Genomic DNA, 18,326 nt, shown 5'->3' on the forward strand with positions numbered 1-18,326 from the left:
AAAACACCTTCCTTAACCGGAAGGTGTTTTTAAATTTTAATGATTATGATTACAATTGCCAGTCTTATCGTTTTCTTAGCTTTTTACACACTGTATTATACTTCTAAAAGAGCAGTGTTGTCGTATGATTTAGGTTTTGAAAAATGGATGCAGAAAAATCCAAAGCAAACCAAAATTATTGGATTAATGCTTTTGCTTTCTGCTTATGCAATGTGGCTTTTTACACAATCATTGGGTTGTGGCACTTTGATGTTTTTCATTCAGCTAATGACTGTGGGAAGTTTAATCATTATCCTTACGCCTTTAAAAAAAATAAACAGCAAGTTACTTTTAGCCTTACTCATTTTTGTTGCTGTAACTGAACTTTATTACAATTAAAATCCACTTTAAAATATAATATGCCAGCAAATCCAAAATATCTAAACCCTTCTTTTTGGCCTCGTTTTTCTAAAATTACTGCTGCAATTTTAGGCGGATACTTTGTTTCTGTTACTTTTCATTTGGCTTTAGCGGCTTGGTTTAGCCGAAAAGATGTGTTAATCACAATGGCTTTCAGCGGTTTTATTCTTTGGGTGGCATTAATGATTATTGCTTTCTTAGCGAAAAACGGCTGGAAAATCTGGGGAGTTTACATTTTGCTATCTCTACTTTTTTGTCTTTTCATTTATCTCGGTCAAACCTATAATACGGCACAATAATATTTATGAATAACCGTCATTACAATATCTATTTTCACACGCATACTGTCAGCGGAATCGTTATCAGCGTAGTTCTTTTTGTAATTTTCTTCGCTGGATCTTTTTCTTTTTTTAGAGATGAAATCATCAATTGGGAAAGAAGTGAATCTACAGCAATCACAAGAGAAATTCAATTAGATTATAATGATGCACTTCAGCATCTTGACAAAAAATATGTTTTGCACGGAAGAAATCTTACCATTTCTAAACCGTCTGTAGAAAATAGAGTTGCTGTATATATGGAAGGGACTAAAGATACCTTAGCTCCAAAAAAACAGCAAGCGGGAGAGTTCTTTTATCTAGACAATAAAAATTACAAAACCTACACTTACGAAGAGTCTTATTCATTAGGCGAACTTTTATACCGTCTTCATTTCTTGGCGCAAATTCCATATCCTGCAGGGTATTATTTGTCTGGATTTACGGCTTTGTTCTTTTTGTTTGCTATCATAACAGGAGTTTTATTGCATTGGAATAAAATTGTTTCTAACTTTTACATGTTCCGTCCCAAAGAAAAATTAAAAACGCTTTGGACAGATGCACACACTGCTTTAGGAATGATTGGCCTGCCATTTCAATTTGTATATGCGGTTACCGGAGCATTTTTTATGATTAAACTTTTGATTGTAGCTCCAGCTGTAATGGCTCTTTACAAGGGAGATCAAGATAAATTATATAAAGAACTCGAATATACTGATCCAGATTATAAATTTGAAAATAAAAAACTGGCAAATCCATTTAATATTAATGAACTGGTTGCCAGAACTAAAAAAAACTGGGCTGATTTTGAAATTACTCGTGTTTTCATCCAAAATTATGGAGATGCCAATATGCACGTTTTGGTTGAGGGCGAACTTTTAAGCCATAAAAAATTTACAGGAATTGGAAAAGTAGTATACAGAGTTTCTGACGGAAAAGAAATTGCCAAAAAAGATCCAATTGCTCATACTAGTTATTTAGATGTTGTCAAAAATGTTTTATACCGAATACATTTTGGAGATTATGGCGGATATGCCTTAAAAATTGTTAGTTTCCTTTTAGGAATTATAACTTGTTTTGTCATTATCTCTGGAGTTATGATTTGGCTTGTTGCCCGACAGAAAAACAATATGCCAGAAAAGAAAAGACGTTTCAACGCTGCTGTTGTTCGTATTTACTTGGCGATTTGTTTAAGCATGTATCCAATTACAGCTTTGGCATTTATAGGAAGCAAAATTTTCTATCCTTTAAGCCAGTCCAATCTCTATGCGCTTTATTTTGGAGGTTGGCTCTTGCTGACGATTTTCTTTATCATTAAAAAAAATGACGCTTTCACCAACAAATTCTCTCTGATTTCAGGAAGTATTTTAGGATTCTTAATTCCAATTACAAATGGAATTGTTTCTGGAAATTGGTTTTGGAATTCTTTTATGGATAATAAATTTCAGATTTTCTTCATAGATGTTTTTTGGATTTTCCTTGCTGGAATTTCTTTATACACAGCGTATCATTTAAAACCTAAAAAAGCAGTTTCTTAATTTTTAGCCACTAAGGCACGAAGGCGCCAAGTTTTTATTTAAAGCTACAGATTAGAAAAATGGAATGATTTTCTCTCGCACATTTTGCAGATTAAGCAGATAAAAATATTAAAAAAACTGCTCAATCTGCAAAATCTGCGGGAAACAAAATCTTTGCGACTTTGCGACTTTCCGAGATTTTTCTTTGACCAACACTTACCTTTACAAACAAAATGCTTTAGAAATATTTGCCCTATATAGATTTTGAGCATACTTTTACGCTTTTAATCAAAAAATGGGATTCAAAACCAAAATACGATTTATACATAAATGGCTCGGATTAATTTCTGGGGTTATTGTTTTTATAGTCTGTATTACAGGTTGCATTTTCTGTTTTCATGATGAAATAAAAGACATTACCAGAAAAGAATGGCGTTTGGTTGAACCTCAAAACAAACCTTTTGTGCCACCATCTCAACTGCAGGAAAAAGCAAAAGAAGTCGTTCCTAATAACAAAGTCACCATGATCGCTTATTATGGAAAAAACAGATCGGCGATTGTTTATACTTATTCTGATGAGGGAAGTCTCTACTTATATTTCAATCCGTATAATGGGAAATATCTGAAATCTGAAAATCCAGAAACTGACTTTTTCATTATTGTAGAATACATTCATTTGTATCTCCTTCTACCCGATTATATCGGAAAGCATATCATTGGCGGAGCGACCATCATTTTTATTTTATTGCTCATTTCAGGAATCATACAATGGTGGCCAAAACGAAAAAGTGACATTAAAAGAAGTTTTACCATAAAATGGTCAGCAAAATGGCGACGCGTCAATTACGACTGGCATAATACTACAGGTTTTTACATTTCTATAATAGCCTTAATTTTAGCCATAACCGGACTTACTTTTACCTATGAATGGGTTGGCGACGGAATTTATAAATCTTTCAATTTTGGAGGAGACAAGGGTGTTGAAACAAAAACACCTATAATTGACACGACCTCTTTCAAAGCAAATTCGGTTACAGCAATTGACAAAGCATTTGTTCAAACTAAGAAACTGCAGCCAAAAGCAGAAATGTTTTTTATAATGATTCCGCAGAAAAAAGGCGATATTGGCAGCACAGGTGCTTATCCACATCCGTTACGCTATGATCAGCAGAGTAATTATTATTTTCATCCGTCAAGCGGAAAATTAATCCAAAGCCAAACTTTTGATGAAAAAAGCCTCGGACTGCAAGTTGTCGAAATGAATTACGGAATACACACGGGACAAGTTTTAAATCTTCCAGGAAAAATAATAGCTTTTACTGTGAGTTTAATTGCTGCCGCACTTCCTGTCAGCGGATTCATAATTTGGTTTGGAAGAAGTAGAAAATCTAAAAAAAGTAAAGCATAAAAAAACCGTCTCATTAAAAACGAAACGGTCTTTTTATAATTGATTTTTGAAATTATGACTAATTTCTGTTTGCTAAAGCATTTTTCTGTAAACTTTTAACTGAGCTTACTTTGTTGTCTACATAAGCAACTTCGCTTAAACTGTTTTCATTAAAGTAAATCCATTTTCCTGTTTTAACTCCGTCTGTGTATTCTCCAACGGCTTTTTTATTTCCATTTTCGTCATATGATACCCAGACACCGTCTAATTTACCGTCTTTAAAAAAGCCTTCTTGCTGCACTTTACCATTGTCATAGTAATACGTTGCTTTTACCTTATTCCCAGCAGCTTCTAATTCAGGCTTTCCTTCTTGTGCAACTACAATTCCAGAGAACAATATTGCAGCTAAAATTACACTCTTTTTCATATCTTTAGGTATTTAATGTTAAGAAATCTTTATCAAATATAGTTAATTGTTTACATTAAAAAAACTTTTACTTAACAATTTGGTAACATAGAATAAAAACTTAACATTGGAAAAATGCATAAAATAAGAAAACCAGCGCTAAGGCACTGGTTTTACTGGTATTCTAGAAATATTTGAGTTTTACGATAACGTTGTAAATTTCGTAAATAAATTAGTTCAATAATGCGCTAAGTTGTTTATCTAGTTCAGGATCAGATGGTCTTGATGCATCAGATTTCACAATATTTCCTTGTGGGTCTATTAAGATAAATCGCGGAATTCCTGTCACACCATAATTCACAACAAACTCAGATTCCCAATCTTTATCTGCAAACAATTGAACGCCTCCCAATTTTTTATCGGTTACAAACTTTTTCCATTTTTCATTGTCTTTTGCTTTGTCAATAGAGATGCTTACAAATTCAATATTTTTTCCATGGTATTTCTCTTCAATTTTTTGCAAATACGGGATCTCAGCTCTGCAAGGCGCACACCAAGTAGCCCAAAGATCGATATAAACATATTTTCCTTTTAAATCAGAAAGCTTTGTTTTTCCTCCTTTAAAATTTTCGTAGTCAAATCCAGGAGACGGTTTTCCTACCATCTTATTTGCTTTAGAAACTCTTTCATACTCTTCGGCTGCATATTGGTGGAAACTTTCAAAACTGCGTTTTAGAGCTGTTTTAAATTCTGGAGCAAAATTTCCTTTTTCTAAACTCTCTGTATCGGCTTTTAATTTACTATCAAGCAAAGCAGTAAATTCGCCTGATTCTTTAGCAAAAGCATCTTTCTGAAAGCTTTCGTCTTTTAAAGCCTGTTGTGCCAAAAAATTACTTTCATCCACACCTTTACCTTTATATACAATCGTTTCATCAAATTCTTTGGCATTCATAGTTAAATTGAGTTCAGAATTTGGCTTTAAATATAAATTAGACGATTCTGTTCCATCGGAAAAAACATAGAACCCTTGAGGAGCATCAAAAGTAGCAGCAAAAATTTCTTTTTTATCAATTGGAATTACTTGCCTGAAATTATCTCTTCCTTTAATCACTAAAGTATCACTATTTCTATTGGCAATTTTAGCTGTGAACTTAATTGAATTTTTGCTTTGGGCAACAATATAAAGTGCATTGAAAATTACCAAACCTGCAACAAAAAGTTTTTTCATAGGTATTAATATTAGTTTTTAGATGAATCAAAACTAAAGAAATTAAAGCTTCGGATTTTTAGAATTAACAAAATATTTAAAATTATTCTGAATCAACTTATCACTTTACTATATTAATTTGAATTTTGTGTTTACTTTTGCAGTCTAAAATTTTGATTATGTATAGAAGTCATAATTGTGGCGAATTAAACGCTTCAAATATTAATACCGAAGTTACACTTGCGGGCTGGGTTCAAAAATCACGTGATAAAGGATTTATGAATTGGGTCGATTTACGCGACCGTTATGGAATCACACAACTTATTTTCGACGAAAGTCGTACCGATAAAACTGTTTTTGAATTGGCCAAAACTTTGGGTCGTGAATTTGTAATTCAGGTAAAAGGAACTGTTATTGAGCGTGAAGCCAAAAACAAAAATATTCCAACTGGTGAAATCGAAATTTTAGTTTCTGAATTAACAATTTTGAATACTGCTCTTACTCCTCCATTTACAATCGAAGATGAAACTGACGGTGGAGAAGACATCAGAATGAAATATCGTTATTTGGATATTAGAAGAAATCCTGTAAAAAACAGTTTGTTATTCCGTCATAAAGTGGCAATGGAAGTTCGCAAATATCTTTCTGATTTAGATTTCTGCGAAGTTGAAACGCCTTACTTAATTAAATCTACTCCAGAAGGAGCAAGAGATTTCGTTGTGCCAAGCCGTATGAACGAAGGTCAGTTTTACGCTTTGCCACAATCCCCACAGACTTTCAAACAATTATTGATGGTGGGCGGAATGGATAAATATTTCCAAATCGTGAAATGTTTCCGTGACGAAGATTTACGTGCAGACCGTCAGCCAGAATTTACTCAAATTGACTGCGAAATGGCATTTGTAGAGCAAGAAGATATCTTGAATATTTTTGAAGGCTTGACAAGACATTTATTAAAAGAAATTAAAGGCATTGAAGTAGATAAATTCCCAAGAATCACGTACGACTATGCCATGAAAACATACGGAAATGACAAACCGGACATTCGTTTCGGAATGAAATTTGGAGAACTGAACGAATTTTCACAACACAAAGAATTCCCTGTTTTTAATGCAGCAGAATTAGTTGTCGGAATTGCTGTTCCTGGAGCAGGAAATTATACTCGTAAAGAAATCGACGGATTAATTGATTGGGTAAAACGTCCACAAGTTGGCGCATCTGGAATGGTTTATGTAAAATGCAACGAAGACGGAACTTATAAATCATCTGTAGATAAATTCTACGATCAGGATGATTTAACAAATTGGGCAAAAGCAACGGAAGCAAATCCTGGTGATATGATTTTTGTTCTTTCTGGTCCAGCTAATAAAACTCGTGCACAACTATCTGCTCTACGTATGGAATTGGCAACTCGCTTAGGATTGCGTAATCCTGAAGAATTTGCTCCATTATGGGTTGTAGATTTTCCATTGTTAGAGTTAGACGAAGAAAGTGGGCGTTACCATGCTATGCACCACCCTTTTACTTCGCCAAAACCAGAAGACATGGCTTTATTGGAAACAGAACCAGGAAAAGTTCGTGCAAATGCATACGATATGGTTTTGAATGGTAATGAAATTGGAGGTGGATCTATTCGTATTCACGATAAAGCAACGCAGCAATTAATGTTCAAATATTTAGGATTTACTGAAGAAGAAGCAAAAGCGCAATTCGGATTCTTAATGGATGCTTTTCAATTTGGAGCACCGCCTCACGGAGGGCTTGCTTTTGGTTTAGACAGACTTGTTGCTATCTTAGGAGGACAAGAAACCATTAGAGATTTCATTGCATTCCCTAAAAATAATTCTGGACGCGACGTCATGATCGATGCCCCTGCAGCAATTGACGATGCACAATTGAAAGAACTTCGTATAAAAGTTGATATTGCTTAAAAGCAGTAAAATAATCATAAAAAATATTAAAGCCGTTGAAAATTCAGCGGCTTTTTTATTTTAACAAAATGTTAAGAAAAATCTTAAATGATAATTTTTTTAAATTATCATATTCTTACAATTTTAATATTTTTATATTCTTACAATTAATGATTCGCAAATTATGCTATTTTATAAACAAATTGATGCAATAAACCGCGTAAAAACACTGTAAATCAATAATTTTTACAAAAAATTAACACGTATTTGTCTTTTGTATGATTTTATATGTTACATTTGTTTTATTATAAATTATTATTACAATTACAATGCGTACAGGTACAGTAAAATTTTTCAATGAATCTAAAGGTTATGGGTTCATTACAGACGAAGAAACAGGAAAGGACATCTTCGTTCACGCTTCAGGAATTAACGCGGAAGAATTACGCGAAGGTGACCGTGTAAGCTACGAAGAAGAAGAAGGAAGAAAAGGGAAAGTTGCTGCTAAAGTAGCAGTGATCTAAGAAAAATATAGCAATTATTTTTTTTTGCCTCTGAATGGTCTCAGAAGACGTCCCGAAAATATCGGGACGTTTTTTTTTACCCCAAATCTTAAAAAAATATTAAAATAACACCTTGTTATTTATAATGAATAAAAATTAGACATAAACGCCGTTTGGCACCCTACTTAAATCCTTTTTTAACTTGTGTTTTACAGACTTCCAAGTTATCTTTGTGGCTCATTTTTTAAGTATAAAATCAAAGTTTATGCAATCTGATCAATACAGTTACATTCCTATTTTAATGCAGTTTATTCTAGCTGTTGGTTTTGTGGTAGGAACAATCATCATTTCTGGGAAATTAGGACCAAAAAGATCCTCTGAAGTTAAAGATCAAAACTTCGAATGCGGTATCGAATCTGTTGGTAATGCCCGTATTCCTTTTTCTGTAAAATACTTCTTAGTTGCCATTTTGTTTGTGTTGTTCGATGTAGAGGTTATTTTCCTTTATCCATGGGCAGTAAACTTCAAAGACTTAGGAATTGAAGGAATGTTAAAAATGTTAGTTTTCATGTCTTTGCTTTTGGTTGGATTCTTTTACATCATCAAAAAGAAAGCATTAGAGTGGGAATAACGATTTTAGATTTTAGATCTGAGATTTAAGATTTATCTAATTCTGAGATTTAAAATTTGAACTCAAAATTTAAAGTACTGATTTAAAAAATTGATTTTACTTTTTTAGAATTACAAAATCTAAAATCTAAAATCAGAAATCTAAAATAAAATGAGCGATTCAAAAGTAAATATGGTTGCACCACCAGAAGGAGTTGTTGGCGAAGGTTTCTTCGCGACAAAACTTAATGATGTTGTTGGTTTAGCAAGAGCCAACTCATTATGGCCGCTTCCTTTCGCGACTTCATGCTGTGGTATCGAGTTCATGGCAACAATGGCATCTCACTATGACTTAGCTCGATTTGGTTCTGAGCGTGTGAGCTTCTCGCCAAGACAGGCAGATATGCTTTTAGTAATGGGAACTATTTCTAAAAAAATGGCGCCAATTTTAAGACAAGTATACGAGCAAATGTCTGAACCTCGCTGGGTAATTGCTGTTGGAGCCTGCGCTTCTTCAGGAGGTGTTTTCGACACGTATTCTGTTCTTCAAGGAATTGATAAAGTTATTCCTGTTGACGTTTATGTGCCAGGATGCCCGCCAAGACCAGAACAAATTGTTGATGGAGTTATGAGACTTCAGGAATTGGTAAAAAGCGAATCGGTGAGACGAAGAAGCTCTCCAGAATACCAAGAATTATTAGCTTCATATAATATCTCATAAGATGGCCTTAGAAAATACCCTGATTCAAGACAAACTTGTAGAAACATTTAATAATGATGTTTTTAACTTTCAGCAAGAAAGAGATATTTTTTCTTTAGAAGCTTCGGCTGATAAAATTACAGCCTTGATTCTATTCCTTAAAAACGATCCAGAATTACGTTTTCATTTCTTAACAGATTTATGCGGAATTCACTATCCAGAGAACGAAACAGAACGTCAGTTTGCGGTTGTTTACCATTTACACAACTGGTATGAAAACAAACGATTAAAAATCAAAGTTTTCTTAAATGGTGAAAAACCAGAAATCAAATCGATTACCAATATTTTCTTGAGTTCAAACTGGATGGAAAGAGAAACTTACGATTTCTTTGGAGTTAACTTTATAGGACACCCTCAATTGAAACGTATTTTAAATATGGACGAAATGCAGTCTCACCCAATGAGAAAAGAATTCCCACTGGAAGACAGCGGAAGAACTGACAAGGACGACAGATTCTTTGGAAGAACAACATCAAATTGCTAAAAAATAATTCAACATTATAAAATGTCAGAACTATTATTACCACCAGAGCATCGTTATGCTAAAATAATTAAGGAGAGATTAAACGACGACGGAAGCGAACTTTCTGTACTGAATTTAGGTCCTACACACCCTGCCACACACGGTATTTTCCAAAATATCCTGCTGATGGATGGTGAAAAAATTCTTGAAGCTGAGCCAACGATTGGCTACATCCACAGAGCATTCGAAAAAATTGCCGAAAATCGTCCTTTTTACCAAATTACACCACTTACAGACCGTATGAACTATTGTTCATCTCCTATTAATAATATGGGATGGTGGATGACAGTAGAAAAACTATTAGGTATTGAAGTTCCTAAAAGAGCTCAGTATTTAAGAGTTATCGTTATGGAGCTGGCTCGTATTACAGACCACATTATCTGTAACGGGATTTTGGGTGTAGATACTGGTGCGTATACTGGTTTCTTATACGTTTTTCAATTTAGAGAAAAAATCTACGAAATCTATGAAGAAATTTGTGGAGCTCGTTTGACTACAAATATGGGAAGAATTGGTGGTTTTGAAAGAGACTGGTCTCCAGAAGTTTTCAAAAAACTAGACAAATTCCTAGAAGAATTCCCACCTGTTTGGCAAGAATTCCAAAATTTATTCGAGAGAAATAGAATTTTCCTTGATAGAACTGTAAACGTTGGTGCAATCACTGCTGAAAAAGCAATGGCTTACGGATTTACAGGTCCAAATTTACGTGCTGCTGGAGTCGATTACGACGTACGTGTTGCACAACCTTACTCATCTTACGAAGATTTCGATTTTATTGTTCCTGTTGGAAAATCAGGAGACACTTATGATCGTTTCTGTGTTCGTAACGCTGAAGTTTGGGAAAGTTTAAGCATTATTCGTCAGGCATTAGAAAAAATGCCTCCAGGAAACGAATATCACGCTGAAGTTCCAGATTACTACCTTCCTCCAAAAGAAGATGTTTACACTTCTATGGAATCTTTAATTTATCACTTTAAGATTGTAATGGGAGAAGTTCCTGTACCAGTTGCAGAAATCTATCACCCTGTAGAAGGAGGAAATGGAGAAATCGGTTTCTATTTAATAACAGACGGAAGTAGAACTCCATATAGATTACATTTCAGAAGACCTTGCTTTATTTATTATCAAGCATTCCCAGAAATGATTAAAGGTGCCATGCTTTCTGATGCAATTATCATTCTTTCAAGTTTGAACGTAATTGCAGGAGAATTAGACGCCTAAAAAATTTAGATTTTAGTTCCGATAGCTATTGGGAAGAATTTGAATTAAAAAATTTGTGCCTTTGCGCCTTTGTGGCAAAATAAGAATAAAATGGAAAGAAAACATTACAAACAAGAAATAAACATGACCGAGGCATTGATGAATCGCATCAATGAATTAATCAGTCATTATCCTGAGGGCAAACAAAAATCGGCTTTATTGCCTGTTTTGCACGAAGTTCAGGATGCACACAACAACTGGCTTAGTATTGAATTGCAAGATAAAGTTGCCGAGATTCTTCAGATAAAACCAATCGAGGTTTATGAAGTGGTTACTTTTTATACGATGTTCAACCAGAAGCCAATTGGTAAGTACATGTTTGAATTCTGCCAGACTTCTTGTTGCTGCTTACGTGGTGCCGAAGATTTAATGGATTATACTTCTGAAAAATTGGGCATTAAAATGGGTGAAACAACTCCAGACGGAATGTTCACTATTGCCGGTGTAGAATGTTTAGGTGCTTGCGGATACGCTCCAATGATGCAATTGGGAGATTTCTACAAAGAAAAACTGACAGAAGAGAAAATCGATCAGATCATTGCTGATTGTAGAGAGGATAAAATAATATTACACGATAAATAAGATGTCACAAAAAATATTATTAGATAAAATCAATATTCCTGGAATTAAAACCTACGAAGTGTATCGCCAAAATGGCGGTTATGCTTCTGTAGAAAAAGCTTTAAAAACACTTACTCCAGATGAAGTTACTGAAGAAGTAAAAAAATCAGGATTACGTGGTCGTGGTGGTGCAGGTTTCCCTGCTGGAATGAAATGGAGCTTTATTGACAAAAAATCAGGAAGACCTAGACACTTAGTGTGTAATGCCGACGAATCTGAGCCTGGAACATTCAAAGATCGTTATTTGATGGAATTTATTCCTCACCTATTGATCGAAGGAATGATTACTTCAAGCTACGCTTTGGGCGCTAACCTATCATATATCTACATCCGTGGAGAATATATGTGGGTTTTCAAAATCTTAGAAAGAGCAATCGCCGAAGCAAAAGCTGCCGGTTGGTTAGGAAAAAATATATTAGGTTCAGGTTATGACTTAGAACTTCACGTACACTGTGGAGCTGGAGCATATATCTGTGGAGAAGAAACAGCATTGATCGAATCATTGGAAGGTAAAAGAGGAAATCCTCGTATTAAACCACCTTTCCCAGCCGTTTCTGGTCTTTGGGCAAATCCAACTGTTGTAAACAACGTTGAAACTATTGCGACTGTGCCTTGGATTGTAAACAATTCTGGAGATGATTATGCTAAAATTGGAATTGGACGTTCTACAGGAACTAAATTAATTTCGGCTTCTGGACACATTAAAAATCCTGGTGTTTACGAAATAGAATTAGGTTTAAGCGTAGATGAGTTCATGAATTCTGACGAATATTTAGGAGGAATGTCTTCTGATCGTCCTTTAAAAGCATTTGTACCCGGAGGTTCATCTGTGCCAATCTTACCTGCTGATTTAATTTTCAAAACAGCAAACGGAGAAGATCGTTTAATGACTTACGAATCTCTTAGTGATGGTGGTTTTGCTACTGGATCTATGTTAGGTTCTGGAGGATTTATCGTGTATAATGACACAGCTTGTATCGTTAGAAACACTTGGAACTTTGCCCGTTTCTACCACCACGAATCTTGCGGACAATGTACGCCTTGCCGCGAAGGAACAGGATGGTTAGAAAAAATCTTATGGAGAATCGAAAACGGTCAAGGCCGTGAAGAAGATATCGAATTATTGTGGAGCATTCAAAGTAAAATTGAAGGAAACACAATCTGTCCACTTGGAGACGCAGCTTCTTGGCCAGTAGCAGCTGCAATTCGTCACTTTAGAGATGAGTTCGAATATCATGTTCGTTTCCCAGAAAAAATTAAAAATAGAGATCACTTTGTTGCCGAGCCTTTTTCACAAGTTAAGCATTTAGTTGGCGGTAAAGTAATCGTATAATATAAAAAGCAGAAAGTTATAAAGTTCATAATGTTAAAAAGGACAGCAATTCTTTTCAATATTCCGACTTTCAACATTCAAATCATAAAGAGATGAAAGTAACCATAGACGGTCAAAGTATAGACGTAGAACCAGGAACAACGATCCTGCAGGCTGCACGTATGATTGGTGGAGATTTGGTACCGCCAGCCATGTGCTATTACTCAAAATTAAAAGGCAGCGGAGGAAAATGTCGTTGTTGTTTAGTTGAAGTTTCTAAAGGAAGTGAAGCTGACCCAAGACCAATGCCAAAATTAATGGCATCTTGTGTAACAGGATGTATGGACGGAATGGAAGTAAACAGTAAATCTTCTGCCAGAGTTACCGAAGCGCGTAAATCTGTAACAGAGTTTTTATTGATTAACCACCCATTAGACTGCCCTATTTGTGATCAGGCGGGAGAATGTGATTTACAGAATTTAAGTTTTGAGCACGGAAATCCGAAATCACGTTACATTGAAGAAAAGAGAACATTTGAACCAGAAGATATTGGTCCAAATATCCAACTTCACATGAACCGTTGCATTTTATGCCAAAGATGTGTACAAGTTGCAGATCAATTGACAGACAACAGAGTTCACGGAGTATTAGATCGTGGTGATCACGCTAATATCTCAACTGGTATTTCTAAAGCTATCGATAATGAGTTCTCTGGAAACATGATTGATGTTTGTCCGGTTGGAGCTTTAACAGATAAAACTTTCCGTTTTAAATCAAGAGTTTGGTTTAACAAACCTTATAACGCGCACAGAGAATGTACTACTCCAGGGTGTTGTGGTAAAACTACGGTTTGGATGTTTGGAGGAGAAATCCAGCGTGTAACGGGTCGTAAAGACGAGTACCATGAAGTTGAAGAATTTATTTGCAACAGCTGTCGTTTTGATCACAAAGATGTGAATGACTGGGTAATTGAAGGACCAAGAGAGTTTGAAAAAGACTCTGTAATCAACCAAAACAATTACACTCAAAAATTAGAGAAAGTTCAAATCGATACAGAAAAGAACATTCTTTTAGGTAGAGATATCGACCGTAAAAAGATTAGTATGGCAGCAATTCCATTAACTGATAAAGACCAAAAACAATAAGAAATGGAAAGTGCATTTATTATAGAAAAGAGTGTTGTTATTGTTGTCGTTTTTGCGGTAACAATGATTATGGCAATGTATTCTACTTGGGCAGAACGTAAAGTTGCTGCTTTTTTGCAAGACCGTGTTGGACCAAACCGAGCTGGATGGGGAGGTTTATTACAGCCACTTGCAGATGGTATGAAATTATTCTCAAAAGAAGAGTTTTTCCCAAATACGCCAAATAAATTTTTATTCGTTGTAGGTCCGGCAATTGCAATGAGTACAGCCTTGATGACAAGTGCTGTAATTCCGTGGGGAGATCGCTTGCATCTTTTTGGAAGAGACATTATTCTTCAAGCTACCGATGTAAATATTGCTTTATTATACATTTTTGGAGTTCTTTCTGTTGGAGTTTACGGCATTATGATTGGTGGATGGGCTTCTAACAATAAGTTCTCTTTGATGGGAGCTATCCGCGCAGCTTCTCAAATGGTTTCTTACGAGATTGCAATGGGATTATCAATAATTGCTTTATTGATGATGACAGGAACAATGAGCTTAAAAGAAATCTCATTACAGCAACAAGGAATGAACTGGAATGTTTTTTATCAGCCATTATCATTCTTAATTTTCTTAATCTGTTCATTTGCAGAAACCAACAGAACTCCTTTCGATTTAGCAGAATGTGAAAACGAATTAATTGGAGGTTACCATACAGAATATTCATCAATGAAAATGGGATTCTATTTATTTGCTGAATACGCAAGTATGTTTATCTCTTCTACTATTATTTCTGTTTTATTCTTTGGCGGATACAACTACCCAGGAATGCAATGGATGGTAGAAAATGTAGGTGTAAATGCAGCTAACTTATTAGGGATCGCGGCATTGTTCGTTAAAATATGTTTCTTCATATTCTTTTATATGTGGGTGCGTTGGACAATTCCAAGATTTAGATATGACCAATTAATGAACTTAGGCTGGAGAATTTTAATTCCGCTTTCGATTATTAATATCATGATTACAGGTGTTGTTATTTTAAGACACGATATTGCAGCAGCTTTAGGATTCTAAGAACCGTAATAAGCTTCAAATAAAAACAAAAATAGATTTTGAATTTGATTGAATATCAAATTGTAAATCATAAACTATAATAGTAAAAATGTCAATAGAAACTATATCATTATCGGGTAGAAAAAAGGTGGTCTCAAATAAGGAGATGTCTTTTGTTGAGCGATTGTATCTTGTGGCGATTGTAAAAGGTTTAATCATTACTGTCAAACACCTTTTCAGAAAAAAAGTTACCATTCATTACCCAGAACAGGTTCGTGAAATGAGTCCGGTTTACCGTGGTCAGCACATGTTGAAACGCGATGAGCAAGGTCGCGAAAACTGTACTGCTTGCGGATTATGTGCATTATCATGTCCTGCTGAAGCAATCACTATGAAAGCTGCAGAACGTAAACCTGATGAAAAACACTTATATAGAGAAGAGAAATACGCTGAGATCTACGAAATCAATATGCTTCGTTGTATTTTCTGTGGTTTATGTGAGGAAGCTTGTCCAAAAGACGCTATTTACTTAACTGAGTCTAAAGTGTTAGTTCCTGCTAGTTACAACAGAGAAGATTTCATTTTCGGGAAAGATAAATTAGTAATGCCTTTAGAAATGGCTTTGAAAAATGCTCAACTTAAAAACGCGAACTAAATGATACATATTCCTGATTTTGCACACGCAACAACTATTCAAGTTATCTTTTGCTTTTTAGCGTTTATTACCGTTATTACTGCTTTCTTGACTATTTTCAGTAGAAACCCGATTCACTCGGCTATTTACTTAGTGATTTGTTTCTTTTCTATTGCTGGTCATTATTTACTATTAAATTCTCAGTTCTTAGCTGTTGTTCATATAATAGTCTACTCCGGAGCTATTATGATTCTGTTCCTGTTTACCATCATGTTGATGAACCTGAACGAACAGCGAGAAGTTCACCGTCCTAGAATTACACGTTTAGGTGCTATTGTGTCCTTCTGTTTAATATTGATTGTTTTAATTGCAATCTTTATTAACTCAAAACCAATTGTTGGTGAGTACGATTCTACTGGAGAAGATTTCCAATCAATTAAAGTTTTAGGTAAAATCTTATTGGACGAATATATGGTTCCATTTGAATTTGCTTCGATCTTGCTTTTGGTTGCTATGATTGGAACAGTTCTATTGTCTAAAAAAGAAAAATTAAATAAATAATGGGTAATATATTAAATCAAATAGGTATTGAAAACTACATCTTTTTGAGTGTTGTACTTTTCTGTATTGGTATTTTTGGTGTATTGTACAGACGAAATGCTATTATCGTTTTCATGTCTATCGAAATTATGTTGAATGCGGTAAACCTTTTATTTGTTGCTTTTTCAACTTATCATCAAGATGCGCAAGGACAAGTTTTTGTGTTCTTCTCGATGGCGGTTGCTGCAGCCGAAGTTGCGGTAGGATTGGCCATTTTAGTTTCTATCTTTAGAAATATCGGATCAATCAGTATCGATAATTTAAAAAATTTAAAAGGATAATCAGAAATGGATACCAATTTAGCTTTAATTTTAGTTTTAACTCCTTTACTAGGTTTTCTAGTAAATGTCTTTTTTGGAAAAAGCTTAGGAAAAACAGTTTCTGGTGCAATCGGAACTATTGCCGTAGCAATTTCTTTTGTAGTTTCTCTTTTACTTTTTAATCAAATAACTTCAACTGGAAAAGGAATTGAAGTTACTTTATTTGATTGGATACAGATTAGCAACTTAAAAATCAATCTTGGATTTTTATTAGATCAATTATCTGTTCTTTGGTTACTTTTCGTAACTGGAATTGGATCTTTGATCCACTTATACTCTATCAGTTACATGCACGATGATGAGAATATGCACAAATTCTTTGCCTATTTAAATCTATTCGTATTCTTCATGATTACGCTTGTAATTGGAAGCAACTTATTAGTTCTTTTCATCGGATGGGAAGGTGTTGGACTTTGCTCTTACCTATTAATTGGATTTTGGCATAAAAACCAAGATTACAATGATGCTGCAAAAAAAGCTTTCATCATGAACAGAATTGGAGATTTAGGTTTATTAATCGGAATGTTCATCATCGGATCGATGTTCTCTACATTAGATTATGCAACTTTAAAAACTGCAATTGCAGGAGCGACTAACTTAAATTTACCATTACTTTCTTTAGCTGCTTTATGTTTATTTATTGGAGCTTGTGGTAAATCTGCTCAAATCCCGTTATACACTTGGTTACCTGATGCGATGGCTGGTCCAACTCCAGTTTCTGCATTAATCCACGCGGCAACAATGGTTACCGCTGGTATTTTTATGGTAACAAGATTAAACTTTGTTTTTGACCTTGCAACAGATGTTCAATCTGTTATTGCAATTATCGGAGCAATCACTTCATTGGTTGCTGCTACAATTGGATTAGTTCAAAACGATATCAAAAAAGTATTGGCTTACTCTACAGTTTCTCAATTAGGATTAATGTTTTTAGCATTAGGATTTGGAGCTTATGAAGTAGCTGTTTTCCACGTAATCACTCACGCTTTCTTCAAAGCTTGTTTATTCTTAGGATCTGGATCTGTAATTCACGGATTACACGGAGAGCAAGATATGCGTAATATGGGAGGTTTGCGTAAAGCAATGCCAATCACATTCTGGACTATGTTAATTTCTTCATTAGCAATTTCTGGAGTTCCATTCTTTTCTGGATTCTTCTCTAAAGACGAAATTTTATTGACAGCATTCCACCACAGTATTCCATTATACGTTGTTGGATCAGTTGCTTCAATCATGACAGCTTTCTATATGTTCCGTTTAATGTTCTTGACTTTCTTTAAAGAATTTAGAGGAACTGAAGAACAAAAACATCATTTACACGAAAGTGGTTCATTAATTACTATTCCACTTATCATCTTAGCTATTTTGGCGACTTTTGGAGGATTGATCAGTTTACCTGGAAACAGCTGGTTAAATGGATACCTTGCTCCTCTTTTCACGAAAGTAGCTGGAGAAGAACACCACTTAGGCCCAACTGAATACACTTTGATGGGTGTTGCAGTTCTAGGTGGATTACTTGGAATTTTAATTGCTTACGTAAAATACTTTAAACAAGATAATGTTCCAGAATCTGATGAAAACATTACTGGTTTAAGCAAAGTTTTATATAACAAATATTATGTAGACGAAGTTTACGATGCAGTATTTGTTCAGCCAATTAATAGTTTATCTAAATTCTTTAGAGACTATATCGAGACAGGATTATCTGCTCTTGTTTTTGGATTAGGTAAAATAGCAAACGAAATTGCTTTCCAAGGAAAAAAATTACAAACCGGAAGTATAGGATTATATCTATTTGTTTTTGTTTTAGGACTTTGCGCAATTGTTTCCTATATATTTTTAGCTCAATAATATTATTACT

At 34.6% G+C, this 18,326-nt stretch carries 20 protein-coding genes; 18 read left to right on the top strand and 2 right to left on the bottom strand.

What is annotated here, in order from left to right; translation table 11 throughout:
- The first annotated feature begins 45 nt into the window (after positions 1-45).
- The 4 genes from BLP44_RS02020 to BLP44_RS02035 all read left to right on the top strand — a co-directional run bounded on the left by BLP44_RS02020 (position 46) and on the right by BLP44_RS02035 (position 3,641).
- On the top strand, positions 46-378 hold the full coding sequence (locus BLP44_RS02020; RefSeq protein WP_008466137.1) for a hypothetical protein: 333 nt from the start codon (positions 46-48) through the stop codon (positions 376-378).
- Positions 379-398: 20 nt separating this feature from the next.
- Positions 399-698, top strand: coding sequence for a hypothetical protein (locus tag BLP44_RS02025; protein ID WP_008466135.1), 300 nt, complete (start codon positions 399-401; stop codon positions 696-698).
- Between the two features lie 5 nt (positions 699-703).
- Positions 704-2,254 carry a PepSY-associated TM helix domain-containing protein gene (locus BLP44_RS02030; protein ID WP_091128774.1) on the top strand — a complete coding sequence of 517 codons (1,551 nt, stop codon included), beginning with the start codon at positions 704-706 and terminating at the stop codon, positions 2,252-2,254.
- Positions 2,255-2,528: 274 nt separating this feature from the next.
- Entirely contained in the window at positions 2,529-3,641 is a 1,113-nt protein-coding gene (locus BLP44_RS02035) for a PepSY-associated TM helix domain-containing protein (protein WP_091128778.1), read from the top strand.
- Between the two features lie 58 nt (positions 3,642-3,699).
- On the opposite strand, the gene BLP44_RS02040 is transcribed toward BLP44_RS02035, so the two are convergent.
- Positions 3,700-4,047 (bottom strand): toxin-antitoxin system YwqK family antitoxin, encoded by a 348-nt coding sequence (locus tag BLP44_RS02040; RefSeq protein WP_066033062.1) that lies wholly within the window; start codon positions 4,045-4,047, stop codon positions 3,700-3,702.
- Between the two features lie 211 nt (positions 4,048-4,258).
- On the bottom strand, positions 4,259-5,254 hold the full coding sequence (locus BLP44_RS02045) for a TlpA family protein disulfide reductase (protein ID WP_066033063.1): 996 nt from the start codon (positions 5,252-5,254) through the stop codon (positions 4,259-4,261).
- A 158-nt stretch (positions 5,255-5,412) separates the two neighbouring features.
- Here BLP44_RS02045 and aspS point away from each other — a divergent pair, with 158 nt between their 5' ends.
- The 14 genes from aspS (at position 5,413) to nuoL (ending at position 18,316) form a co-directional block, all read left to right on the top strand.
- Complete coding sequence (aspS, locus tag BLP44_RS02050; RefSeq protein ID WP_091128781.1) at positions 5,413-7,164, top strand: aspartate--tRNA ligase; 1,752 nt, start codon at positions 5,413-5,415, stop codon at positions 7,162-7,164.
- Positions 7,165-7,472: 308 nt separating this feature from the next.
- Complete coding sequence (locus BLP44_RS02055) at positions 7,473-7,667, top strand: cold-shock protein (RefSeq protein WP_007137066.1); 195 nt, start codon at positions 7,473-7,475, stop codon at positions 7,665-7,667.
- A gap of 244 nt (positions 7,668-7,911) precedes the next feature.
- Positions 7,912-8,277 (top strand): NADH-quinone oxidoreductase subunit A, encoded by a 366-nt coding sequence (locus BLP44_RS02060; protein ID WP_008466117.1) that lies wholly within the window; start codon positions 7,912-7,914, stop codon positions 8,275-8,277.
- A 150-nt stretch (positions 8,278-8,427) separates the two neighbouring features.
- Positions 8,428-8,976, top strand: a complete 549-nt coding sequence (locus BLP44_RS02065; protein WP_008466114.1) for an NADH-quinone oxidoreductase subunit B — start codon at positions 8,428-8,430, stop codon at positions 8,974-8,976.
- 1 nt (position 8,977) lies between these two features.
- Positions 8,978-9,499 (top strand): NADH-quinone oxidoreductase subunit C, encoded by a 522-nt coding sequence (locus tag BLP44_RS02070; protein ID WP_091128784.1) that lies wholly within the window; start codon positions 8,978-8,980, stop codon positions 9,497-9,499.
- 21 nt (positions 9,500-9,520) lie between these two features.
- Positions 9,521-10,759: an NADH-quinone oxidoreductase subunit D gene (locus BLP44_RS02075; RefSeq protein ID WP_008466112.1), complete on the top strand. Its 1,239-nt coding sequence runs from the start codon at positions 9,521-9,523 to the stop codon at positions 10,757-10,759.
- Positions 10,760-10,849: 90 nt separating this feature from the next.
- Entirely contained in the window at positions 10,850-11,380 is a 531-nt protein-coding gene (locus BLP44_RS02080) for a complex I 24 kDa subunit family protein (RefSeq protein ID WP_008466111.1), read from the top strand.
- Position 11,381: 1 nt separating this feature from the next.
- The gene (gene nuoF, locus BLP44_RS02085; protein ID WP_091128787.1) at positions 11,382-12,752 is read left to right on the top strand and encodes an NADH-quinone oxidoreductase subunit NuoF; all 1,371 of its coding nucleotides are present in this window, start codon (positions 11,382-11,384) and stop codon (positions 12,750-12,752) included.
- Between the two features lie 92 nt (positions 12,753-12,844).
- Positions 12,845-13,876, top strand: coding sequence for an NADH-quinone oxidoreductase subunit G (locus BLP44_RS02090; protein ID WP_008466109.1), 1,032 nt, complete (start codon positions 12,845-12,847; stop codon positions 13,874-13,876).
- A gap of 3 nt (positions 13,877-13,879) precedes the next feature.
- Complete coding sequence (nuoH, locus tag BLP44_RS02095) at positions 13,880-14,932, top strand: NADH-quinone oxidoreductase subunit NuoH (protein ID WP_008466108.1); 1,053 nt, start codon at positions 13,880-13,882, stop codon at positions 14,930-14,932.
- An 88-nt stretch (positions 14,933-15,020) separates the two neighbouring features.
- A complete protein-coding gene (locus BLP44_RS02100; RefSeq protein WP_035691504.1) occupies positions 15,021-15,566 on the top strand; it encodes a NuoI/complex I 23 kDa subunit family protein in 546 nt (181 codons plus the stop codon).
- A complete protein-coding gene (locus BLP44_RS02105; protein WP_066033069.1) occupies positions 15,567-16,106 on the top strand; it encodes an NADH-quinone oxidoreductase subunit J family protein in 540 nt (179 codons plus the stop codon).
- Complete coding sequence (gene nuoK / locus BLP44_RS02110; protein ID WP_008466103.1) at positions 16,106-16,426, top strand: NADH-quinone oxidoreductase subunit NuoK; 321 nt, start codon at positions 16,106-16,108, stop codon at positions 16,424-16,426. Before BLP44_RS02105 ends, nuoK begins: the two co-directional genes overlap by 1 nt.
- A gap of 6 nt (positions 16,427-16,432) precedes the next feature.
- The gene (nuoL, locus tag BLP44_RS02115; RefSeq protein WP_091128791.1) at positions 16,433-18,316 is read left to right on the top strand and encodes an NADH-quinone oxidoreductase subunit L; all 1,884 of its coding nucleotides are present in this window, start codon (positions 16,433-16,435) and stop codon (positions 18,314-18,316) included.
- Positions 18,317-18,326 lie beyond the last annotated feature (10 nt).

This window comes from Flavobacterium anhuiense, from assembly GCF_900101855.1.
Classification (GTDB): Bacteria; Bacteroidota; Bacteroidia; order Flavobacteriales; family Flavobacteriaceae; genus Flavobacterium; species Flavobacterium anhuiense.